General features: G+C 56.1%; 21 protein-coding genes and 4 tRNA genes. 11 read left to right on the forward strand and 14 right to left on the reverse strand.

Translation table 11 applies throughout. The features are described from left to right. Positions 1 to 2: 2 nt before the first annotated feature. The 6 genes from ACWPW2_RS20740 (at position 3) to pdxK (ending at position 5,678) form a co-directional block, all read left to right on the forward strand. Positions 3 to 1,019, forward strand: a complete 1,017-nt coding sequence (locus ACWPW2_RS20740) for a sulfate ABC transporter substrate-binding protein (protein ID WP_454125085.1) — start codon at positions 3 to 5, stop codon at positions 1,017 to 1,019. Next, complete coding sequence (cysT, locus tag ACWPW2_RS20745; RefSeq protein WP_023478964.1) at positions 1,019 to 1,849, forward strand: sulfate/thiosulfate ABC transporter permease CysT; 831 nt, start codon at positions 1,019 to 1,021, stop codon at positions 1,847 to 1,849. The genes ACWPW2_RS20740 and cysT overlap by 1 nt, the downstream gene beginning before the upstream one ends. Next, the gene (gene cysW / locus ACWPW2_RS20750; RefSeq protein WP_277169544.1) at positions 1,849 to 2,724 is read left to right on the forward strand and encodes a sulfate/thiosulfate ABC transporter permease CysW; all 876 of its coding nucleotides are present in this window, start codon (positions 1,849 to 1,851) and stop codon (positions 2,722 to 2,724) included. The genes cysT and cysW overlap by 1 nt, the downstream gene beginning before the upstream one ends. Then, the gene (gene cysA / locus ACWPW2_RS20755) at positions 2,714 to 3,808 is read left to right on the forward strand and encodes a sulfate/thiosulfate ABC transporter ATP-binding protein CysA (RefSeq protein WP_023478971.1); all 1,095 of its coding nucleotides are present in this window, start codon (positions 2,714 to 2,716) and stop codon (positions 3,806 to 3,808) included. Before cysW ends, cysA begins: the two co-directional genes overlap by 11 nt. A 101-nt stretch (positions 3,809 to 3,909) precedes the next feature. After that, positions 3,910 to 4,821 carry a cysteine synthase CysM gene (gene cysM, locus ACWPW2_RS20760; RefSeq protein ID WP_454125088.1) on the forward strand — a complete coding sequence of 304 codons (912 nt, stop codon included), beginning with the start codon at positions 3,910 to 3,912 and terminating at the stop codon, positions 4,819 to 4,821. Between the two features lie 17 nt (positions 4,822 to 4,838). Beyond that, positions 4,839 to 5,678, forward strand: a complete 840-nt coding sequence (pdxK, locus tag ACWPW2_RS20765) for a pyridoxine/pyridoxal/pyridoxamine kinase (RefSeq protein WP_454125090.1) — start codon at positions 4,839 to 4,841, stop codon at positions 5,676 to 5,678. Positions 5,679 to 5,725: 47 nt separating this feature from the next. Here the strand turns inward: pdxK and crr are convergent, their stop codons facing one another. The 5 genes from crr to cysZ all read right to left on the reverse strand — a co-directional run bounded on the left by crr (position 5,726) and on the right by cysZ (position 10,565). Further along, positions 5,726 to 6,235, reverse strand: a complete 510-nt coding sequence (gene crr, locus ACWPW2_RS20770; RefSeq protein ID WP_023478954.1) for a PTS glucose transporter subunit IIA — start codon at positions 6,233 to 6,235, stop codon at positions 5,726 to 5,728. A 40-nt stretch (positions 6,236 to 6,275) separates the two neighbouring features. Beyond that, the gene (ptsI, locus tag ACWPW2_RS20775; protein ID WP_454125092.1) at positions 6,276 to 8,003 is read right to left on the reverse strand and encodes a phosphoenolpyruvate-protein phosphotransferase PtsI; all 1,728 of its coding nucleotides are present in this window, start codon (positions 8,001 to 8,003) and stop codon (positions 6,276 to 6,278) included. 48 nt (positions 8,004 to 8,051) lie between these two features. After that, positions 8,052 to 8,309, reverse strand: coding sequence for a phosphocarrier protein Hpr (gene ptsH, locus ACWPW2_RS20780; RefSeq protein WP_007370907.1), 258 nt, complete (start codon positions 8,307 to 8,309; stop codon positions 8,052 to 8,054). A 382-nt stretch (positions 8,310 to 8,691) separates the two neighbouring features. Next, positions 8,692 to 9,663, reverse strand: coding sequence for a cysteine synthase A (gene cysK, locus ACWPW2_RS20785; protein ID WP_454125095.1), 972 nt, complete (start codon positions 9,661 to 9,663; stop codon positions 8,692 to 8,694). Positions 9,664 to 9,803: 140 nt separating this feature from the next. Continuing rightward, the gene (gene cysZ, locus ACWPW2_RS20790) at positions 9,804 to 10,565 is read right to left on the reverse strand and encodes a sulfate transporter CysZ (protein ID WP_023478974.1); all 762 of its coding nucleotides are present in this window, start codon (positions 10,563 to 10,565) and stop codon (positions 9,804 to 9,806) included. A gap of 229 nt (positions 10,566 to 10,794) precedes the next feature. Between cysZ and zipA the strand changes: the two genes are divergently transcribed. The 3 genes from zipA (at position 10,795) to ACWPW2_RS20805 (ending at position 14,133) form a co-directional block, all read left to right on the forward strand. After that, entirely contained in the window at positions 10,795 to 11,829 is a 1,035-nt protein-coding gene (gene zipA / locus ACWPW2_RS20795) for a cell division protein ZipA (RefSeq protein ID WP_454125097.1), read from the forward strand. 69 nt (positions 11,830 to 11,898) lie between these two features. Further along, positions 11,899 to 13,917 (forward strand): NAD-dependent DNA ligase LigA, encoded by a 2,019-nt coding sequence (ligA, locus tag ACWPW2_RS20800; RefSeq protein ID WP_034812360.1) that lies wholly within the window; start codon positions 11,899 to 11,901, stop codon positions 13,915 to 13,917. Further along, positions 13,918 to 14,133: a DUF3820 family protein gene (locus ACWPW2_RS20805; RefSeq protein ID WP_023478979.1), complete on the forward strand. Its 216-nt coding sequence runs from the start codon at positions 13,918 to 13,920 to the stop codon at positions 14,131 to 14,133. Here ACWPW2_RS20805 and ACWPW2_RS20810 read toward each other — a convergent pair. Next, positions 14,130 to 15,119: a bile acid:sodium symporter family protein gene (locus ACWPW2_RS20810; RefSeq protein WP_023478970.1), complete on the reverse strand. Its 990-nt coding sequence runs from the start codon at positions 15,117 to 15,119 to the stop codon at positions 14,130 to 14,132. The genes ACWPW2_RS20805 and ACWPW2_RS20810 overlap by 4 nt on opposite strands. An 89-nt stretch (positions 15,120 to 15,208) precedes the next feature. Between ACWPW2_RS20810 and ACWPW2_RS20815 the strand changes: the two genes are divergently transcribed. Further along, positions 15,209 to 16,138, forward strand: a complete 930-nt coding sequence (locus ACWPW2_RS20815) for a LysR family transcriptional regulator (protein ID WP_454125100.1) — start codon at positions 15,209 to 15,211, stop codon at positions 16,136 to 16,138. On the opposite strand, the gene ACWPW2_RS20820 is transcribed toward ACWPW2_RS20815, so the two are convergent. The 5 genes from ACWPW2_RS20820 to ACWPW2_RS20840 form a co-directional block, all read right to left on the reverse strand. Then, positions 16,129 to 16,488 carry a FlxA-like family protein gene (locus ACWPW2_RS20820; protein ID WP_279792885.1) on the reverse strand — a complete coding sequence of 120 codons (360 nt, stop codon included), beginning with the start codon at positions 16,486 to 16,488 and terminating at the stop codon, positions 16,129 to 16,131. The two genes, ACWPW2_RS20815 and ACWPW2_RS20820, sit on opposite strands and share 10 nt — an antisense overlap. 349 nt (positions 16,489 to 16,837) lie before the next feature. Further along, positions 16,838 to 16,913 (reverse strand) — tRNA-Lys (locus ACWPW2_RS20825). A 4-nt stretch (positions 16,914 to 16,917) separates the two neighbouring features. Next, positions 16,918 to 16,993: transfer RNA gene (locus tag ACWPW2_RS20830), tRNA-Val, on the reverse strand. A gap of 41 nt (positions 16,994 to 17,034) precedes the next feature. Beyond that, positions 17,035 to 17,110 (reverse strand) — tRNA-Val (locus ACWPW2_RS20835). Positions 17,111 to 17,151: 41 nt separating this feature from the next. Then, positions 17,152 to 17,227, reverse strand: a tRNA-Val gene (locus tag ACWPW2_RS20840). A 256-nt stretch (positions 17,228 to 17,483) separates the two neighbouring features. Between ACWPW2_RS20840 and gltX the strand changes: the two genes are divergently transcribed. Further along, the gene (gltX, locus tag ACWPW2_RS20845) at positions 17,484 to 18,899 is read left to right on the forward strand and encodes a glutamate--tRNA ligase (RefSeq protein WP_023479709.1); all 1,416 of its coding nucleotides are present in this window, start codon (positions 17,484 to 17,486) and stop codon (positions 18,897 to 18,899) included. A gap of 64 nt (positions 18,900 to 18,963) precedes the next feature. On the opposite strand, the gene ACWPW2_RS20850 is transcribed toward gltX, so the two are convergent. The 3 genes from ACWPW2_RS20850 to ACWPW2_RS20860 form a co-directional block, all read right to left on the reverse strand. Beyond that, the gene (locus ACWPW2_RS20850) at positions 18,964 to 19,563 is read right to left on the reverse strand and encodes a nitroreductase family protein (RefSeq protein ID WP_023479847.1); all 600 of its coding nucleotides are present in this window, start codon (positions 19,561 to 19,563) and stop codon (positions 18,964 to 18,966) included. A gap of 208 nt (positions 19,564 to 19,771) precedes the next feature. Further along, positions 19,772 to 20,014 (reverse strand): DUF1158 family protein, encoded by a 243-nt coding sequence (locus ACWPW2_RS20855; RefSeq protein ID WP_023479876.1) that lies wholly within the window; start codon positions 20,012 to 20,014, stop codon positions 19,772 to 19,774. Positions 20,015 to 20,087: 73 nt separating this feature from the next. Beyond that, positions 20,088 to 21,995 (reverse strand): methyl-accepting chemotaxis protein, encoded by a 1,908-nt coding sequence (locus ACWPW2_RS20860; RefSeq protein ID WP_454125103.1) that lies wholly within the window; start codon positions 21,993 to 21,995, stop codon positions 20,088 to 20,090. Positions 21,996 to 22,068 lie beyond the last annotated feature (73 nt).

Consider the following 22,068-nt stretch of genomic DNA (forward strand, 5'->3'; position numbering starts at 1 on the left):
CAATGGCCGTTAACATACTGAAAAAAGGATATCTGACGCTGGCAGCGCTGACGCTGCTGAGCGCGCAGGCACAGGCAACGGAACTGCTCAACAGCTCGTATGATGTCTCGCGCGAGCTGTTTGCGGCGCTGAACCCGCCTTTTGAGCAGCAGTGGGCGCAGGAGAATGGCGGTGACAAGCTGACCATCAAGCAATCCCATGCCGGTTCGTCAAAACAGGCGCTGGCGATTTTGCAGGGGCTGAAAGCCGACGTGGTCACCTATAACCAGGTGACGGATGTGCAGATCCTGCACGATAAGGGCAAGCTGATCTCCGCCGACTGGCAGAGCCGCTTACCGAATAACAGCTCGCCGTTCTACTCGACGATGGCGTTCCTTGTCCGCAAGGGCAACCCGAAGAATATCCACGACTGGAACGACCTCGTGCGTTCTGACGTGAAGCTGATCTTCCCGAATCCAAAAACCTCCGGCAACGCCCGCTATACCTATCTGGCGGCCTGGGGCGCAGCCGACCAGGCTGACGGCGGTGATAAAGCCAAAACCACCCAGTTTATGACCCAGTTTCTGAAAAACGTTGAGGTGTTCGATACCGGCGGCCGCGGCGCGACCACCACCTTCGTTGAGCGCGGCCTTGGCGATGTGCTGATCACCTTTGAGTCGGAAGTGAACAACATCCGCAAACAGTATGAAGCGCAGGGCTTTGAAGTGGTGGTACCGAAGGTCAATATCCTCGCCGAGTTCCCGGTGGCGTGGGTGGATAAAAACGTGAAAGCCAACGGCACGGAGAAGGCGGCGAAAGCCTACCTCAACTGGCTCTACTCGCCGCAGGCGCAGACCATCATTACCGATTACTACTACCGCGTGAACAACCCGGAAGTGATGAAAAAGCTGGGTGATAAGTTCCCGCAGACCGCGCTGTTCCGCGTGGAAGATAAGTTCGGCTCCTGGCCGGAAGTGATGAAAACCCATTTTGCCAGCGGCGGCGAGCTGGATAAGTTGCTGGCGGCGGGGCATAAGTGATGTTGTCTGGATCGAAACGCGTGCTGCCGGGCTTTGGTTTAAGCCTTGGCAGCAGCCTCTTTTTTGTCTGTCTGATTCTGTTATTACCCCTGAGCGCGCTGGTGATGCAGCTGTCGCAAATGAGCTGGGAACAGTACTGGGAAGTGGTCACCAACCCGCAGGTGGTGGCGGCCTATAAAGTGACGCTGCTGGCGGCGTTTGTCGCCTCAATCTTTAACGGCGTCTTCGGTATGCTGATGGCGTGGATCCTCACCCGCTACCGCTTTCCGGGACGTACGCTGCTCGACGCGCTGATGGATCTGCCGTTTGCGCTGCCGACGGCGGTGGCGGGCCTGACACTGGCGTCGCTCTTCTCCGTCAACGGCTTCTACGGCGAGTGGCTGGCGGCGCTGGATATTAAAGTGACCTATACCTGGCTCGGCATTGCAGTGGCGATGGCCTTTACCAGCATTCCGTTCGTGGTGCGCACGGTGCAGCCGGTGCTGGAAGAGCTTGGCCCGGAGTATGAAGAGGCGGCGGAAACCCTCGGTGCCACGCGCTGGCAGAGTTTCCGTAAAGTGGTGCTGCCGGAGCTGTCACCGGCGCTGATGGCGGGCGTTGCGCTCTCCTTTACCCGCAGCCTCGGCGAGTTCGGCGCGGTGATTTTTATCGCCGGGAATATCGCCTGGAAGACGGAAGTGACCTCGCTGATGATCTTCGTACGCTTGCAGGAGTTTGACTACCCGGCGGCAAGCGCGATTGCTTCAGTCATCCTCGCCGCTTCGCTGCTGCTGCTCTTCTCCATCAACACCTTGCAAAGTCGCTTTGGTCAGCGTGTGGTAGGTCACTAATGGCGGAAATAAGTGCATTGAAACGCTATGACAAGCCCCGGGTGAACTGGGGAAAATGGTTTTTAATCGGCACCGGGATTTTGCTTTCAGCTTTTATCCTGCTGGTGCCGATGATCTATATCTTTGTGCAGGCCTTCAGCAAAGGGCTGGCCCCGGTGCTGCAAAACCTTGCCGATGCAGACATGCTGCACGCCATCTGGCTGACGGTGCTGATTGCGCTGATCTCGGTGCCGGTCAACCTGGTGTTCGGCACGCTGCTCGCCTGGCTGGTGACGCGCTTTAACTTTCCTGGCCGCCAGCTGCTGCTGACGCTGCTCGATATTCCGTTTGCGGTGTCGCCTGTGGTCGCCGGTCTTATCTATCTGCTCTTTTACGGCACCAACGGCCCGCTTGGCGGCTGGCTGGATGAACATAATCTGCAAATCATGTTCTCCTGGCCCGGCATGGTGCTGGTTACCGTCTTTGTCACCTGTCCGTTTGTGGTGCGCGAACTGGTGCCGGTGATGCTCAGCCAGGGGAGCCAGGAGGATGAAGCCGCGATCCTGCTCGGGGCCTCCGGCTGGCAGATGTTCCGCCGCGTTACGCTGCCTAATATTCGCTGGGCGCTGCTCTACGGCGTGGTGTTAACCAACGCGCGGGCGATTGGCGAGTTCGGCGCGGTGTCGGTGGTCTCGGGTTCTATTCGTGGCGAAACCCTGTCGCTGCCGCTACAGATTGAGTTACTGGAGCAGGATTACAACACCGTCGGTGCTTTTACCGCCGCGGCCCTGCTGACCTTAATGGCGATTTTGACACTGTTTTTAAAGAGTGCGGTGCAGTGGCGTTTGAACAATCAGCAAAAACGCCTGCACGAGGAGGGAAATCATGAGCATTGAGATTGCGAATATTAAGAAGTCGTTTGGTCGCACCCAGGTGCTGAATGATATCTCTCTGGATATCCCGTCCGGCCAGATGGTGGCGCTGCTGGGTCCCTCTGGCTCCGGTAAAACGACATTGCTGCGCATTATCGCCGGGCTGGAGCACCAGAGCAGTGGGCGTATCCGTTTTCACGGCACCGATGTCAGCCGCCTGCATGCGCGCGAGCGCCGCGTCGGCTTCGTGTTCCAGCACTATGCGCTGTTCCGCCATATGTCGGTCTTCGACAATATCGCCTTTGGTTTAACGGTGCTGCCGCGCCGCGAGCGGCCAAATGCCGCCGCCATCAAAGCGAAAGTGACCAAACTGCTGGAGATGGTGCAACTGGCGCATCTGGCGGATCGCTACCCGGCGCAGCTCTCCGGCGGGCAGAAGCAGCGTGTGGCGCTGGCGCGCGCGCTGGCGGTTGAACCGCAAATCCTGCTGCTTGATGAACCTTTCGGCGCGCTGGATGCGCAGGTGCGTAAAGAGCTTCGCCGCTGGTTGCGTCAGCTGCATGAAGAGCTGAAATTCACCAGCGTCTTTGTGACTCACGATCAGGAAGAGGCGACAGAAGTGGCCGATCGCGTGGTGGTGATGAGCCAGGGGAATATTGAGCAGGCGGACGCACCGGATCAGGTGTGGCGCGAACCGGCAACCCGCTTTGTACTGGAGTTTATGGGCGAGGTGAATCGCCTGAAAGGGGTGATCCGCGGCGGGCAGTTCCACGTTGGCGCTCATCACTGGCCGCTTGGACATACGCCGGTTTACCAGGGCGATGTCGATCTCTTCCTGCGTCCGTGGGAAGTGGACGTCAGCCGCCGTACCAGCCTTGATTCGCCGCTGCCGGTGCAGGTGCTGGAAGCCAGCCCGAAAGGGCACTACACGCAGCTGGTGGTGCAGCCGCTCGGCTGGAACCCCGATCCGTTAACGGTGGTGATGCGCGATGAGCATCCACCGCAGCGCGGCGAGCGGCTGTTCGTTGGCTTGCAGAACGCGCGGCTCTATAACGGCGATGAGCGTATTGAGCCGGGCGCGGAGCTTGCTCTGGCTCAGTCAGCCTGATAGCTTAATGAAACGTGGTTTTTGCCGGGTAGCGCGTTGCTCACCCGGCCGACAAGCCCGGTATGCGTGATGCGGACCGGGTTTTTTATTGGACAGCGATCGTGAACACATTAGAAGAGACTATCGGCAATACGCCGCTGGTCAAATTACAGCGTCTGACCCCGGATAACGGCAGTGAAATCTGGGTCAAGCTCGAAGGTAATAATCCGGCCGGTTCGGTAAAAGACCGCGCTGCGCTGTCGATGATTGTGCAGGCGGAACGGCGCGGCGAAATCAAACCTGGCGATGTGCTGATTGAGGCGACCAGCGGCAATACCGGCATTGCGCTGGCGATGATTGCGGCGCTAAAGGGCTATCGCATGAAGCTGCTGATGCCGGACAACATGAGCCAGGAGCGCCGCGCGGCGATGCGCGCTTATGGTGCCGAGCTGATTCTGGTCAGCAAAGAGCAGGGCATGGAGGGGGCGCGCGATCTCGCCCTTGAGATGGCGGCGCGCGGCGACGGCAAGCTGCTCGATCAGTTTAACAATCCCGATAACCCCTACGCCCATTACACCACCACCGGCCCGGAAATCTGGCAGCAGACGCAGGGGCGCATCAGCCACTTTGTCTCCAGCATGGGCACTACCGGCACCATCACCGGCGTTTCACGTTTCCTGCGCGAACAGGCGAAAAAGGTGACGATTGTTGGCCTTCAGCCGGAAGAGGGGAGCAGCATTCCCGGTATCCGCCGCTGGCCTGCCGACTATATGCCGGGCATTTTTAACGCCGATTTGGTGGATGAGGTGCTGGATATCCAGCAGCGCGAGGCGGAAAATACCATGCGCGCGCTGGCGGTCAAAGAGGGCATCTTCTGCGGCGTCAGTTCTGGCGGCGCGGTCGCCGGCGCGATTCGGGTAGCGAAAGCAAACCCGGGCGCGGTGATTGTCGCCATCATTTGCGATCGCGGCGATCGCTATCTGTCGACCTGCGTGTTTGGTGAAGAGAGTTATTCGCAGGGCGCGGGGATTTAACCCGTCAAGGAGACAAAATGGAGATGATCCTGTTCAGGGATAAAACCCGGGCGCAGCAGGCCGATATCGTCGCGGTTCAGTCGCAGGTGGTTTACGGCAGCGTCGGCAACAGCATTGCAGTACCCAATATTCGTCAGCACCAGCTTAACGTGCTGGCCGTTCCCACGGTGCTGTTCAGCAATACCCCGCATTACGACACCTTTTATGGCGGCGTCATTCCCGATGCGTGGTTCAGCGGCTATTTGCAGGCGCTGGAAGAGCGCGACGTGCTGCGCAGCGTGAAGGCGGTAACCACCGGCTATATGGGCAGCGCCAGCCAGATCAAGCTGCTGGCGAAGTGGCTGACGGCGCTGCGGGAGAAACACCCTGAGCTATTGATTCTGGTCGATCCGGTGATTGGCGATATCGACAGCGGCATCTATGTGAAACCGGAAATTCCCGAGGCCTACCGCGAAGTTATGCTGCCGCTGGCCCAGGGCATTACGCCGAATGTGTTTGAGCTTGAAGTGCTGAGTGGCAAACCGTGCCGCGATCTGCAAAGTGCGATTGCCGCGGCGCAGGGGTTGCTCTCCTCATCTTTACGCTGGGTGGCGATCACCAGCGCGCCGGTGGACCGCAACGATGGGCAGATCCATGTGGTAGTGGTCTCAGCCGAGGGCGTCAATATCAGCAGCTATCCGCGCGTGGCGACGGATCTGAAAGGGACAGGCGATCTCTTCTGCTCCGAACTGGTGAGCGGCATTATTCAGGGCAAAGCGCTGGATATGGCGGTGCAGGCTGCGGGCGAGCGGGTGGTGGAAGTGATGGGTTATACCCTTGAGAAGGGGTATGACGAGCTAATTTTACCGCCGCGCTAAAACAAAAATGGCACCTTACGGTGCCATTTTTTTAGACTGTAGAGCGCTTACTTCTTGATGCGGATCACCGGGGTTTCACCCACGGTTACGCTACCAGAGAGTTTGATCAGCTCTTTGATCTCATCCATGTTAGAGATAACAACCGGCGTCAGCGTGGATTTTGCTTTCTCTTCCAGCAGCGGCAGGTCGAACTCGATAACCGGATCGCCAACTTTAACGCGCTGGCCTTCTTCCGCGATGCGTTTGAAACCTTCACCTTTCAATTCAACGGTATCAATACCGAAGTGAACGAAGAGTTCGATGCCGCTATCGGATTCGATAGAGAAGGCATGGTTGGTTTCAAAGATTTTGCCGATAGTCCCGTCAACCGGAGCGACCATTTTGTTGCCGGTCGGTTTGATAGCAATGCCATCGCCGACGATTTTTTCAGCGAACACCACATCCGGTACATCTTCAATGTTAACGATTTCGCCAGACAGCGGGGCAATGATCTCAATGGCGCCGGTCTCTTTCTTATCATCAGAAACCAGAGATTTCAGTTTATCGAACAAACCCATGATCTTCTCCTAAGCAGTAATTTGGGCCGCATCTCGTGGATTAGCAGATTGTTTTTTCTTCAATGAACTTGTTAACCAGCGTCATTAACTCGTCCGTTGTCGGTTGAGCAAGAGCCTGCTCTGCTAACACCTTCGCATCTTCGAAGTTCGTGTTACGAATAATCTTCTTAATGCGCGGGATAGAAATGGCACTCATACTGAATTCATCCAGACCCATCCCCAGCAACAGAAGTGTAGCACGTTCGTCGCCAGCAAGCTCACCACACATGCCGGTCCATTTACCTTCAGCATGAGAAGCATCAATAACTTGCTTGATCAGGTTGAGTACGGACGGCGACATCGGCTGGTAAAGATGTGAAATCATATCATTACCGCGGTCAACTGCCAGGGTGTACTGCGTTAAATCATTGGTGCCGATACTAAAGAAGTCCACTTCTTTCGCCAGATGGCGCGCAATCGTCGCGGCGGCAGGGGTTTCTACCATCACGCCGATTTCGATGGATTCGTCGAAAGCTTTGCCTTCGTCACGCAGTTCCTGTTTGTAGATCTCAATCTCTTTCTTCAGTGCGCGCACTTCTTCAACAGAGATGATCATCGGGAACATAATGCGCAGTTTGCCGAAAGCAGAGGCACGCAGGATAGCGCGAACCTGATCGCGCAGGATCTCTTTGCGATCCATGGCGATACGAATGGCGCGCCAGCCGAGGAACGGGTTCTCTTCTTTCGGGAAGTTCATGTACGGCAGCTCTTTGTCGCCGCCAATGTCCATGGTACGTACAATCACGGCCTGGGAGCCACACGCTTCCGCAACCGCTTTGTAGGCGTCGAACTGCTCTTCTTCGGTCGGCAGCGCGTCGCGATCCATAAACAGGAATTCGGTACGGTAGAGGCCAACGCCTTCAGCGCCGTTGCGCTCCGCGCCCGCGACATCGCGAACGGTGCCGATGTTGGCGCACACTTCAACCTGGTGACCATCAAGGGTGATGGCCGGCAGATCTTTCAGCTTCGCCAGTTCAGCTTTCTCTTCCGCGACCTGCGCCTGCGCTGCGCGCAGTGCGTCAATCTCGTCGTCGCTCGGGTTAACGTAAACTTTGTTGTTTACCGCATCGAGGATCAGATAGTCGCCGTTTTTCACCTGAGTGGTGACGCTACCGGTGCCCACAATCGCCGGCAGCTCAAGGGAGCGCGCCATGATCGACGTGTGGGAGGTACGGCCGCCAATGTCGGTGATAAAGCCGAGCACTTTTTTCAGGTTCAGCTGTGCGGTTTCGGACGGTGTCAGATCGGCTGCAACCAGGATCACTTCATCCTGAATGGCGCTCAGATCGATAATCGGCATACCCAGAATGTTGCGCAGCAGGCGTTTACCAATGTCGCGCACGTCAGCGGCGCGCTCTTTCAGGTATTCGTCGTCCAGCTCTTCCAGGGCGGTTGCCTGACCTTCGATAACTTCATGGGCTGCCGCGTCGGCAGTCATGCTCTTATCTTTAATCAGGGCTATGATTTCCTGCTCCAGCTCCTCATCTTCCAGCAACATGATGTGGCCTTCGAAGATGGCTTCTTTTTCTTCGCCGAAAGTTTCACCTGCTTTCGTTTTGATCACTTCCAGTTGCGCCGATGCCTTGGCACGACCGCTCAGGAAACGTTCAACTTCCTGATCAACCTTGTCGGCAGAAACTTTCTTCCGGTCGATGACGATCTCATCTTCTTTCAGCAGAAGTGCTTTGCCGAAAGCGATACCCGGGGATGCTAAAATGCCTGAAATCATAACCCTACCTTTACTTGTGACTGATCTTTAAAGAAACCCGCGAAAAACTTACTCGAGTTCCGCCATCAGTTTAACCAGATGTTCAACCGCTTTCTGCTCATCTTCGCCTTCAGCGGTCAGAGTCACAACGGTACCCTGAGTCAGGCCCAGAGTTTGCAGTTTGAACAGGCTTTTTGCGCTGGCGCTTTTGCCGTTGGAGGTCACAGTGATTTCAGAAGAGAAGCCTTTTGCTTCTTTAACAAACTGAGCAGCAGGGCGAGTGTGCAGACCGTTCGGAGCTGTAATGGTAACTTCTTGCTGGAACATTGTATTTCCCCAACTTATAGGTTTAGTGTTGTGGAACTAAAGTCTAGCCTGGCGGCAGGACTTTAGCCTGTATAGTTAGCGCTGGCGTAACGAGCCAAGGTACAGATGCCAGAAAGGCGCGGTCTCGTGCAGACGCTGATGGTCGCTGACGTTTCGCACGTCATTAAACATTATGCCGTGAAAGCCAGAATTGAACCAAATCATAAAAACGATTCAGCAGTGTGAAATCTGACTTCGATTAATTTCGCGCTTCAAAATAAATGTGATGGTTAAATACCAGACCAGGCCGTTTTCGGCAATGCCAGGTGGGACAAAAGTTTGATGTATGCCACAAAAAAGCACCCCGATGGGTGCTTTTTTGCGCTGATTTAACAATCTGGCATCACTGTTGCAATTCTTTCTCAGTAAAGAGATCGGCAAACAGTGCAGTGCTGAGGTAACGCTCACCGGAAGAGGGGAGGATAACCACAATATTTTTATTGGTAAAGGCCTCATCTTCCTGAAGTTTGAGCGCGGCCGCAACGGCAGCTCCGGAAGAGATACCGGCCAGAATGCCTTCCTCTTCCATCAGGCGACGCGCAGTGCTGATCGCCTCTTCATTAGTAATCTTCACGACCTGATCAATCAGCTTCAGGTCAAGGTTGCCCGGAATAAAACCGGCACCGATGCCCTGAATTTTGTGCGGACCTGGCTTCAGCTCTTCGCCCGCCAGCGCCTGCGAGATCACCGGTGAGTCGGTTGGCTCAACGGCCACGGTAATCAGGTCACTTTTGCCCTTGGTGTTTTTGATAAAGCGGGTCACGCCTGTCAGCGTGCCGCCGGTGCCCACGCCAGAGATAAAGACATCTACCTGGCCGTCGGTATCTTCCCAAATTTCAGGGCCGGTGGTTTTTTCGTGGATCTCCGGGTTCGCCGGGTTGCTGAACTGCTGAAGCAGCAGGAATTTCGCCGGATCGCTGGCGACAATCTCTTCCGCTTTCTGAATCGCGCCTTTCATCCCTTTCGCGCCTTCGGTCAGCACCAGGTTTGCGCCAAGCGCTTTCAGCAGCTTGCGACGCTCAATGCTCATGGTTTCTGGCATGGTCAGCGTCAGCTTGTAACCGCGCGCTGCGGCAACATAGGCCAGCGCGATACCGGTGTTGCCGCTGGTCGGTTCGACCAGTTCGACGCCCGGTTTCAGCACACCACGTTTTTCGGCATCCCAAATCATATTGGCACCGATACGGCATTTTATGCTGAAGCTCGGGTTGCGCGACTCGACCTTCGCCAGAATGCGTCCGTTACCGATGCGGTTCAGTCGAACCAGCGGCGTATGACCAATGGTCAGCGAGTTGTCTTCATAAATCTTACTCATAGCCCGTCCTTAACTGTATGAAATTTGGGAACCGACCCAGCATACGCACTTACTGATGATGCGGAAGTAAGGATTTCGCATATCTATATGCTGCGACGAAATAATGCTTATCAGTATGGAATAAGAAAAGGAATAGTTCCTTAGCGCCAGCTGGCAAGCTTATTGCGATAACAGTCGACCCACATCGCCGTTGCGCCGCAGACCGCAACCGGCATCACCACCAGATTGAGCACCGGTATCAGCGTGAAAAGGCTGGTCAGCGCGCCGAACTGCATATTGGTCACTTTCCGTTCGCGTAACGCCGAGCGCATGGTTTTAAACGGCACTTTGTGGTTGTCGAACGGGTAGTCACAATACTGGATCGCCAGCATCCAGGCGCTAAACAGGAACCAGAGCACCGGTGCGACGGTCTGTCCGATACCGGGGATAAAATAGAGGATAAGCAGAATGGCGGCGCGCGGCAGATACCAGGCAAGCTTCTGCCACTCGCGCTTCATAATGCGCGGAAAATCTTTCATCAGCCCGAACACGCCAACGTCCGGCGGCGTCGCACCCGTTAATCGCGCTTCCAGTTGCTCAGCCAGCAGGCCATTAAAGGGCGCGGCAATCCAGTTAGCGAGGGTTGAAAAGAAGTAGCCAAACACCAGCAGGATGGAGATAACGATAATCGGCCATAATAGATAGCTAAGCCACTGCAGCCAGGCCGGTACGTGGCTCATAAGCATTGGGATCCAGCTGTCGAGGCGGGTAAACAGCCACCAGAATGCGCCGCCCATCAGCAGGATATTGACCAGCAGGGGCAGGATCACGAAGCGGCGAATGCCCGGTAACGTGACCAGTTTCCAGCCTTGAGAAAAGTAGTAAAGACCGCTGCGCGCAGCGCCGGGCGAGGATGAAACCATGATTTGGCTGGACTCCTTTTAAACTCATGCGAAAAAACCGAAGCTTATAATATTCACCGGACGGGGGAAACCTGTTCGGAAATGTTCGAAAAAACAGCAAAAAGTACGATTTAATTCATCTTTATGCGGTGAATGCTTCCCATCCACTTGCACTTGGCCTAATGCGCAAATACTCTTAGTGAGTAAATGTTTGCCGTGGTGGCAAGGTGTTAGAACAACAGAGAATATAATGATGCAGGATTTGCGTCTGATATTAATCATTGTTGGCGCGATCGCCATAATTGCTTTACTGGTTCACGGTTTCTGGACCAGTCGCAAAGAACGCTCTTCTATGTTCCGCGATCGCCCACTAAAACGTATGAAATCGCGACGTGACGACGACGAGTTTGACGACGAGGACGTCGAAGAGGACGAAGGCGTTGGTGAAGTTCGGGTGCATAAAACCCACAGCGCACCGAAGGCCAGCGTAGAGCAGGAAAATCCGCGTCATGCCGCGCAGCACCAATACCAGCCGCCTTACGCGTCGGCCCAGCCACGCCCGTCGGCTCCGCCGGTTCAGCAGAGCGAGCCTGCGCACCACGCGCCGCAACCCTATTCGCAGCCGCAACAGCCGGAGCGCCCCGTTGTCGAGCCGCGCGTAGTGGAGCCGCAGCCAGTCGCCCAGCCGACCGCGCCTGCCCAGCCGCAGATGACCCCGCAGCACTTTCCGCAACAGCCGTCGCATCATCAGCCGTCGGCACATCAAGGTGCCCAACAGCCGCAGATGCAGCCTCAGGTTCACGAGCCAGCACCGCAGCCAGAGCCGGAGCCGGTTGTGGAAGCGCCGGTAGAAAAACCGCAGCGCAAAGAGACGGTAATTATTATGAACGTTGCGGCCCATCACGGCGCGGCGCTCAATGGCGAAGTGCTGCTTAACAGCATCCTGCAGGCCGGCTTCAAATTTGGCGATATGAATATTTTCCATCGTCATCTCAGCCCGGACGGCAGCGGCCCGGCGCTCTTCAGCCTGGCTAACATGGTCAACCCTGGCACATTTGATGTGGAAACCATGGGCGAGATGGCAACCCCTGGCGTCACGATCTTTATGCAGGTGCCGTCCTATGGCGACGAGTTGCAGAACTTTAAGCTGATGCTGCAATCTGCTCAACACATTGCCGATGAAGTGGGCGGTGTGGTGCTCGATGACCAGCGTCGGATGATGACGCCGCAGAAGCTGCGTGAATACCAGGCGCGTATTCGCGAAGTGAAAGACGCTAACGCGTAACGGCGCGTCACGACACATTCCCTTCCAGAACCCCCGCCCGTCGGGGGTTTTTTACATTGATGGTGCGATATGGAATCAATTGAACAACAACTGACAGAACTGCGAACTACCCTTCGCCATCATGAACATCTCTATCACGTTATGGACGCGCCGGAGATCCCGGATGCCGAGTACGATCGCCTGATGCGCGAGCTGCGCGAGCTGGAAGCGCAGCATCCTGAGCTGATTACGCCGGATTCACCGACCCAGCGCGTCGGTGCCGCGCCGCTCACCGCCTTTACGCAGATACGTCATGAAGTGCCGATGCTATCGCTCGATAACGTCTTCGATGAAGAGAGCTTTCTGGCATTCAATAAACGCGTACAGGATCGCTTAAAGAGCAGCGATGCGCTGATCTACTGCTGTGAGCTGAAGCTCGACGGACTCGCGGTCAGCCTGCTGTATGAAAACGGCGTGCTGATGCGCGCCGCCACGCGCGGCGATGGCACTACCGGGGAAGATATCACCTCTAACGTGCGCACCATCCGCGCCATTCCGCTGAAGCTGCGCGGGGAGAACATTCCGGCGCGGCTGGAAGTGCGCGGTGAAGTTTTCCTGCCGCAATCCGGCTTTGAAAAGATCAATGAAGAGGCGCGCCGCACCGGCGGGAAAGTGTTTGCTAACCCGCGTAACGCCGCCGCCGGTTCGCTACGCCAGCTCGACCCGCGTATCACCGCGAAGCGTCCGCTCACCTTCTTCTGCTACGGCATTGGCATCCTCGAAGGCGGCGAACTGCCCAACAGCCATCTGGCGCGTTTGCAGCAGTTTAAAGCGTGGGGCTTGCCGGTGAGCGATCGCATCCGCCTGTGCGGCACGCCGGAAGAGGTGCTGGCGTTCTACCATAAAGTTGAGGAAGACCGCCCGACGCTCGGCTTTGATATCGATGGCGTGGTAATCAAAGTCGACTCCCTCGATCTGCAAGCGCAGCTCGGCTTTGTGGCGCGTGCGCCGCGCTGGGCGGTGGCGTTTAAATTCCCGGCGCAGGAGCAACTGACGTTTGTGCGCGATGTCGAATTCCAGGTAGGGCGCACCGGGGCGATAACCCCTGTCGCACGCCTTGAGCCGGTACACGTTGCCGGGGTGCTGGTCAGCAACGCCACCCTGCATAATGCCGATGAGATTGACCGACTTGGGCTGCGTATCGGTGACAAAGTGGTGATTCGCCGCGCCGGGGATGTGATCCCGCAGGTGGTGAATGTGGTGCTCTCCGAACGCCCGGAAGAGACGCGGGAAGTGACCTTCCCGGCGCACTGCCCGGTGTGCGGCTCCGATGTCGAGCGTGTGGAAGGTGAAGCGGTTGCCCGCTGTACCGGTGGCCTGATCTGCGGTGCGCAGCGCAAAGAGTCGCTTAAGCATTTCGTCTCGCGCCGCGCGATGGATGTGGATGGCATGGGCGATAAGATTATCGACCAGCTGGTTGAGAAGGAGTATGTCCATACCCCCGCGGATCTCTTCCGCCTGACTGCCGGGAAACTGACCGGTCTCGATCGGATGGGGCCGAAGTCGGCTCAAAACGTGGTCAACGCGCTGGAAAAAGCGAAAGAGACCACCTTTGCCCGTTTCCTCTATGCGCTCGGTATTCGCGAAGTGGGCGAAGCGACGGCGGCAGGGCTGGCGGCCTACTTCGGCACGCTGGAGGCATTGATAGCAGCCTCCGTTGACGAGCTGCAAAAAGTGCCGGACGTCGGCGTGGTGGTGGCAAAACACGTGCATAACTTCTTCAGTGAAGAGAGCAACCGCGACGTGATTCGCCAGCTGACGGAAGAAGTGGGCATTCACTGGCCCGCGCCGCTGGTGGTTAACGCCGAGGAGATCGACAGCCCGTTTGCCGGTAAAACCGTGGTACTCACCGGTAGCCTGAGCCAGCTTTCGCGCGATGAGGCCAAAGAGCGCTTAACGGCGCTGGGGGCGAAAGTAGCCGGCAGCGTATCGAAGAAGACCGATCTGGTGATTGCCGGTGAAGCCGCGGGCTCGAAGCTGGCGAAAGCGCAGGAGCTGGGCATTGCGGTCATTGATGAAGATGAAATGATTCGTCTGCTGGGAGCCTGAATGGAGAAGGAGCAGCTGATTGAGATCGCCAACATGGTGATGCCGTTTGGCAAATACCAGGGGCGTCGGCTGATTGATCTGCCGGAGGAGTACCTGCTCTGGTTCGCCCGTAAGGATCAGTTTCCCGCCGGGCGGCTTGGCGAGTTAATGCAAATCACCTTAGTGATTAAAACCGAGGGGCTGAGCCATCTGGTTCAGCCCCTCAAGCGGCCTTAAGCTTTCGCCGCTTCCTGCGCGGCGTGCTGCTCCGCCTTACGTTTGTAACGGCGGGCCAGCACGGCGCACACCATCAGCTGGATCTGGTGGAAAATCATCAGCGGTAGCACCATCATGCCGATCACCGACGTCGGGAAGAGAATATTGGCCATCGGTATGCCGTTGGCGAGGCTCTTTTTCGATCCGCAGAAGACAATCGTAATCTCATCCGCTTTATTGAAGCCGCATTTGCGCGCCACCAGAATATTTATCGCAATCACAATCGCCAGCAGAACAATGCTCGCCGCCACGATAAACATCAGCGAGCCGAGGCCCACTTTGTGCCAGATGCCATTCACCACCGCCTCACTGAAGGCAGAGTAAACCACCAGCAGAATCGAGGTCTGGTCGGTTTTGGAGATCCACTTTTTATGTTTGGTGACGAATCCAGCGGTCCACGGGCGTGACAGGTGACCGAGCACAAATGGCAGCAGCAATTGCAGCATGATTTTGCCGACCTGCTCAAGGCTACCCTGCGCGCCATGGAGGTTCATCAGCAGGCCGACTAACAGCGGTGACAGGAAGATCCCCAGCAGGCTCGATGCCGATGCCGAGCAGACCGCCGCCGCGACGTTACCGCCTGCCAGAGAGGTAAAGGCGATGGCCGACTGCACCGTGGCGGGCAGAATGCAGAGGTAGAGGAAACCGGTGTAAAGCTCCTGGCTGATATTGACCGGCGACCACCAGACAAACAGCACGCCGAGCGCCGGGAAGAGCACGAAGGTGCTGCACATCACCCACAGGTGTAAACGCCAGTGGCTGCCGCCAGCGATAATCGCTTCACGGGAAAGCTTTGCGCCGTGCATAAAAAAGAGCAGCGCAATCGCGGCGGTGGTCAGCCCTTCGAAAAAGGGGACAAAACCACCGCGCGCCGGGAAGAAAGAGGCCAGCAGAACGACGCACACCAGCGTCAGGGTAAAGGGATCAAGGATACGAAAAAGTTTCATGTGCACTCCTGAAAGTCGATGGCGCTATTGTGCTTTGTCTGCTTTGAGAAATAAAATTGATTTATTGCATCCATTCATGAATTTATCAGATGAATTATTCACTCCGTCAATTACGTGTCTTTGTCACCGTCGCCCAGGCGAAGAGTTTTAGCCGTGCCGGGGAGATGATCGGTCTCAGCCAGTCGGCGGTCAGCCACAGCGTAAAAGAGCTGGAGCGGCAGACCGGCGTCAAGCTGCTGGATCGCACAACCCGCGAAGTGGTGCTGACCGAAGCGGGTCAACAGCTGGCCGGGCGGCTGGAGCGGCTATTAGATGAGCTTAGCAGCACGCTGCGCGAAGCGGGGAGGGTAGGGCAGCAGTTAACCGGAACGGTGCGCGTCGCCGCCAGCCAGACTATCTCCGCGCATCTCATTCCGCACTGTATCGCCAGCAGTAATCAACGCTATCCGGAGATCGATTTTGTGCTGCATGACCGCCCGCAGCAGTGGGTGTTGGAGAGCATTCGGCAGGGCGAAGTCGATTTTGGCATTGTGATCGATCCCGGCCCGGCCAGCGATCTGGAGATCGAGGAGATCCTCGCCGAGCCCTTCTTCCTGCTGTGTCGCAACGATCACTCCTGGGCGCCGCTTGACGCCGTGCCGTGGTCGGCGCTGGATGGTGCCCGGCTGGTGGTGCAGGATTACGCCTCCGGCAGCCGTCCGCTGATTGATGCGGCGTTACACCACTTTGCGGTGCGGGCGAAAATCGTGCAGGAGATTGGTCATCCGGCGACGCTTTTTCCAATGGTGGAGGCGGGGATTGGTATCAGCATTCTGCCCGCGCTGGCATTGCCACTTCCGCAGGGTAGCCAGCTGATGGTGAAATGGCTGGTGCCGGATATGCAGCGCAAAATTATGCTGGTGCGACGTAAAAACCGATCGCTTTCCGGCGCGGCGCAGGCGTTATGGGATGTGGTGCGGGAACAAGCCCGGTGTTTAAACCGGGCCCGGGAGAACGATCCGCTCTTTACTCAGATGTAGATATCAACCTGATGATCGACTGAAGGGTTATTCACGCCTTCAATTTTGCCCTGCGTCGGGGTGTTCGGGTGGTTTTGCGTCTGCTTTTGCTCCGCCTCTTCAGCTTGCTTGCGCATTAACTGTTGAAGCTGTGCCTGCAGCAGCTGGATCTGTTGCTGAATCTGCTCTTGCTGTTTCTTTTTCTGTTCAGTTGTCCCTTCGCCGTTAGGGATATCTTTCAACTGCTGGGTAAGCTTGGCGATCTGCTGCGTCACACGGCTGATTTGTGATGCGGTGTCGCTACCGGCGGAAGATGAACCGCTGGTGCTGCCACCCTGAACAGAGGGGGTTGCTGCCGAAATAGTCGTCATTGAAAACTCCTTTTTTGCCATAAAAGAGAGTTATCGGCCTGGTCGTGCCGGACTTGAATAAGAAGCGTGTGAGGATATTTCAGGCGAAAGCTTTTGCCCGACGCATTGCCTGCTGGCGCTGCGCTTAGCAGGCCTACAAAACCAGGTACGGAGAGCTGTTGTAGGCCGGATAAGGCATAGCCGCCATCCGGCAAACTGCCTGCTGGCGCTGCGCTTAGCAGGCCTACAAAACCCGGTACGGAAAGATGTTGTAGGCCGGATAAGGCGCAGCCGCCATCCGGCAAGAAGAGCGCACAGATTTTTCAAATCGCAGATAGCAAAAAAGCGCCTTTAGGGCGCTTTTTTACATTGGTGGGTCGTGCAGGATTCGAACCTGCGACCAATTGATTAAAAGTCAACTGCTCTACCAACTGAGCTAACGACCCGAAGTGGTGGGTGATGACGGGATCGAACCGCCGACCCCCTCCTTGTAAGGGAGGTGCTCTCCCAGCTGAGCTAATCACCCACTTCGGTACTTCTACTGATAAGAATTCGCTGGCGAGAAAGTGGTGGGTGATGACGGGATCGAACCGCCGACCCCCTCCTTGTAAGGGAGGTGCTCTCCCAGCTGAGCTAATCACCCACTTCTCATTCTTATCTACACTGCGGGAACCACAAAATTTGTGGTGGGTGATGACGGGATCGAACCGCCGACCCCCTCCTTGTAAGGGAGGTGCTCTCCCAGCTGAGCTAATCACCCCCGCTGTGTGGAGTCGCATTATAGGGAGAGTTGAAAATGAGTCAACGCATTTTCAAAAGAAATTGTTCGTTCGTCGTAAAATTAGACAACCCGCTGACAAATCGATCGCGAGCGCATGATTTATAAACAAAATAGCCCGTTTGCTGCGCCATTTCGGTAACAACATTGAGGAATCAGCCCACAGTGATAGAATATCGCCCACTTTTCTATTAGGTATTGCCGACGGTCGGCATCGCTATCAACGTAAGGCCAATTCATGAAAATCAAAACTCGCTTCGCGCCAAGCCCCACCGGCTATTTGCACGTTGGCGGCGCGCGCACTGCTCTCTACTCCTGGCTGTTTGCCCGCAATCAAGGCGGTGAGTTTGTGCTGCGCATCGAAGACACCGATCTCGAGCGTTCCACTCCGGAAGCAATCGAAGCCATTATGGATGGCATGAACTGGCTGAGCCTCGAATGGGATGAGGGCCCGTACTTCCAGACCAAACGCTTTGACCGCTATAACGCGGTGATTGATGAAATGCTGGAAGCGGGCACCGCCTATAAATGCTACTGCTCCAAAGAGCGCCTTGAGCAGCTGCGCGAAACCCAGATGGCAAACAATGAGAAACCGCGTTACGACGGCCGTTGCCGCCATGACCATACTCACCATGCTGCTGATGAGCCGTGCGTGGTGCGTTTTGCCAACCCGCAGGATGGATCGGTAATTTTTGACGATCAGATCCGCGGTCCAATCGAGTTCAGCAACATGGAGCTGGACGATCTGATCATTCGCCGTACCGATGGTTCCCCGACCTACAACTTCTGCGTAGTCGTGGATGACTGGGATATGGAGATCACCCACGTGATCCGCGGTGAAGATCACATTAACAACACCCCGCGCCAGATCAACATCCTGAAAGCGCTGAACGCGCCGGTGCCGGTTTACGCGCACGTTTCAATGATCAACGGCGACGACGGTAAAAAACTCTCCAAGCGCCATGGCGCAGTGAGCGTGATGCAGTATCGCGATGATGGTTACCTGCCGGAAGCGCTGCTTAATTACCTGGTGCGTCTGGGCTGGTCCAGCGGCGATCAGGAGATCTTCAGCCGCGAAGAGATGATCAAACTCTTCTCGCTGGGCGCGGTAAGCAAATCCGCCAGTGCGTTTAACACCGATAAACTGCTGTGGCTGAACCATCACTACATCAATACCCTTGCACCGGAGTATGTTGCTACCCATCTGCAGTGGCATATTGAGCAGGAAAATATTGATACCCGTACCGGTCCGCAGCTGGCGGAGCTGGTGACGCTGCTCGGCGAGCGTTGCAAAACGCTGAAAGAGATGGCGGCAAGCTGCCGTTACTTCTATGAAGAGTTTGCTGAATTCGACGCTGATGCGGCGAAAAAGCACCTGCGTCCGGTTGCGCGTCAGCCGCTGGAAGTGGTGCGCGACAAACTCGCCGCCATTACCGACTGGAGCGCTGAAAACGTGCATCACGCCATTCAGGCCACCGCCGATGAGCTGGAAGTGGGCATGGGTAAAGTCGGTATGCCGCTGCGCGTCGCGGTGACCGGTGCCGGTCAGTCGCCGGGTCTGGACGTTACCGTTCACGCGATTGGTAAAACCCGTAGCATTGAGCGCATCAATAAAGCGCTGGGTTTTATCGCTGAGCGTGAAAGCCAGCAGTAAGCCAAAAAAAAGCCGCCTGAAAAGGCGGCTTTTTTAATTGTTCGAACACACGTCGGTGCGTAGCTTAACGCGCAACCACAAAGCGTTTATCGTCATCCATAAACGTTTTATCGCCTGCCGGAGCCATAATTGAACCAAAGTTCATATGACCGCGCAGTTTCCAGCTCGCCGGAATATTCCAGGTGCGCTGCACGTCTTCATCCACCAGCGGGTTGTAATGCTGCAGGTTAGCGCCAATACCTTTCTCTGCCAGCGCCACCCAGACAGCATACTGGGCGATACCGGTACTGTGTTCAGACCACACCGGGAAGTTATCGGCATACGCGGCGAACTGCTCCTGTAAGCGGGTCACTACTTCCTGATCTTCAAAGAACAGCACCGAACCTGCCGCCGCAGCGAAACCATCAATTTTTTGTGAAGTGCCGTGGAAATTCTCTTCTGGCACAATTTTCTTCAGCTGCGCGCGCGTCAGTTCCCAGAACTGCTCATGCTCTTTACCCAGCAGGATCAGCGCACGTGAACTTTGCGAGTTAAACGCCGACGGTGCCTGGCGAATCGCTTCTTTAATAAGGTCAACAACCTCATCTTCCGCCAACGGCAGGTTTTTGCCGAGGGCATAGATCGTTCTACGTTGTTTAGCTAAAGCGAGAAAATTGTCTGACATGATTCCTCCTGAAGTTATCTGCACTTCCGCGGTGCTGTCATCAGCAAACGGCGGAAAAAGCGCCCGAAGCAAATTTATAACCGGTTGATCATTCATTGCATCAATATGCTGCCTCGAAAAAGCATAGGCCTGGGATGCAATAAATAAAAGTCCAACAATTTGCCGTTAACATTCAAAAAATTAGAATGAGCCAGCCACTCGCGCAGCGTTAAACCGCCAGCCAGCGCCGCCAGATAAAGCGTAAAACGTAGAATTCAATGGTGCCGAGCAGCAAAAACCAGAGGCAGTAGAGCAGGGTGTAAAACTGGTTTAAATCCAGCAGATGGAAGGTTTGCATCAGCGTTTGCGCCAGCTGCATGCCCAGTTGCGGCGCAGGTAACAGCAGCACAGAGACAAAAGAGAGCAGCAGGATGCCCGCAAGCGTGACCATCGTTTCGAGGGGATGTTTCATAAGCGTTAATCATTGATGAAAAAACGCATTGTCGGGGAAAGCTGGCCTGAGCGCAACGTTCCCCGACCTTCACTCAGGCGACGACGAAGCGGCCGACCAGCTCTGACATGGTTTCAGATTGCTGATCCAGCAGCTGGCTGGCGCTGGCCGCACTCGCCACCAGACCGGCGTTTTGCTGCGTGACTTGCTCCAGCTGGTTTAGCGCTTCATGCACCTGCGAAACGCCGAGCGACTGCTCATTGGCCGCGTGGGCGATATCGCTGACAAACGCCAGCATCTGGCCGGTATTCTCGCGAGCCGCATGCAGCGCGCGATCCGATGCCTGCGCCAGCGCCACGCCTTGCTGGATCTGATCCATATTTTTACTCACCAGTTCGCGGATCTGCTGTGCCTCATTGGCGCAGCGCTGCGACAGGTTACGCACCTCGGATGCCACCACCGCAAAGCCTTTGCCCAGCTCACCGGCGCGCGCCGCTTCCACCGCGGCATTCAGCGCCAGCAGGTTGGTCTGAAACGAGATCTCATCAATCGAGCTGACAATGTTGGAGATCTGTTCGCTGGAGTAACGGATAGCCGACATGCTGTTGCTGGTTTCACCCGCCACGCGGCTCGCCTCCTGCACCTGTTTTTCCATCTCCTGGGTCAGCCGTTTTGCTTCATTGGCATTGTCCGCCGTCATGTTTACCGCAGTGGCGATCTGCTCCATGCTGGCGGCAGTCTCGACCAGCGAGGCCGCCTGTTGATCGGTGCGGGAAGCCAGATCCTGGTTGCCGCTGGCGATCTCGGAGCTGGCGCCGCGCAGCACCCCTGCGCCATGTTTGATCTCGCTGACGATATGCTGAATATTCTCGATCGCCTGGTTGTAGGCGCGGTTAAGCAGAGAGAGCTCGTCGCTGCCCGGCACATCCAGACGCTGAGTGAGATCGCCATCCATCCCTTCAATGGTCGCCAGTGAGTGCTGCAACTGGCGGTGAATGCTGCTGGCGACCAGCACGGCAAAGAAGAGGGCGATGACCAGTGCAATCACGCTTATCACCGCGAACAGCGTCACTTCGCGCCAGGCTTCATCGGCCAGTTTCTGCGCGGTCATAAGCAGGTGATTAGACGCGGCATTTTCAACGGCTTTTAGCGTGTTTATGCGCGCAGTCTGGGCGTTAAACCAGTCGGCGGGTACAACGCCAAAACCGCCGGTAGCGGCATGATCGATAGCGGTCTGGCGTAAAGAGAGGGCTTTAAGCGCCTCTGGAGAGTTGAGCTGCGCGTTCATTTTCGCGTTCACCTCTGCGGAGCTAAACGCGTGGGTTGCCGCCAGCCATGAGGCCTGTTTACCCACCACTTCATTAAGCTGGCGGAATTGCGCCTCGGTAAAGCGGTCAGCGGAGAAGACGTTCGACAGCAGCGCACGCTCAATACCGCTCTGCTCTTTGGCATTCAGCACGCTGTAGTAGGCCGCCAGCTGGTTAACAATCTCGCCGTTATCCGTTAACTGGCTAATACCGCCGACCACATTCAGCAGGTCATTAATAATGGTGCTGTACCACACCAGCGAATCGGAGCCGTTGACGCTTAATGCGCGTACCTGGTCGCGAAAGCCATTAATACCCTGCTGATGCTGGCGGAATTGCGCCAGCGCCTGGCGAATATCGCTATTCGCTTCCTGCTCCGGGAATTGGTCGAGTAATTCGGTTAATTGCGTCAGCGCTTTGGTCGAGACGGGATATTGCGTGGATAACTCATTATTGAATTGCTGGCCTTTACTGCCGATATAACCTGCGCTTAAACCGCGCTCTTTTTGCAATTCATGAATGACGCTCCCGGCCTCTTTCGCCAGCGTGGTCAAGGAAATGATGGTGTGCATTTGCTGGCCGGTCTCAACGCGCGACATGATGCCGCTGGCGGCAAGCCAGATAAGCGCAAACAACAGAGGCAGCAGCGCTAATAACAGTTTTGACTTCATTGAGATACGGTAAATCCATTTCATAAATAGGCCTCTTGTTCGCGTGTATATATTGGTTATCGGAGTGATTACGCGTGGCCTTTATTTTAATGCAGGG

Source organism: Kosakonia sp. Marseille-Q7440, assembly GCF_965119485.1.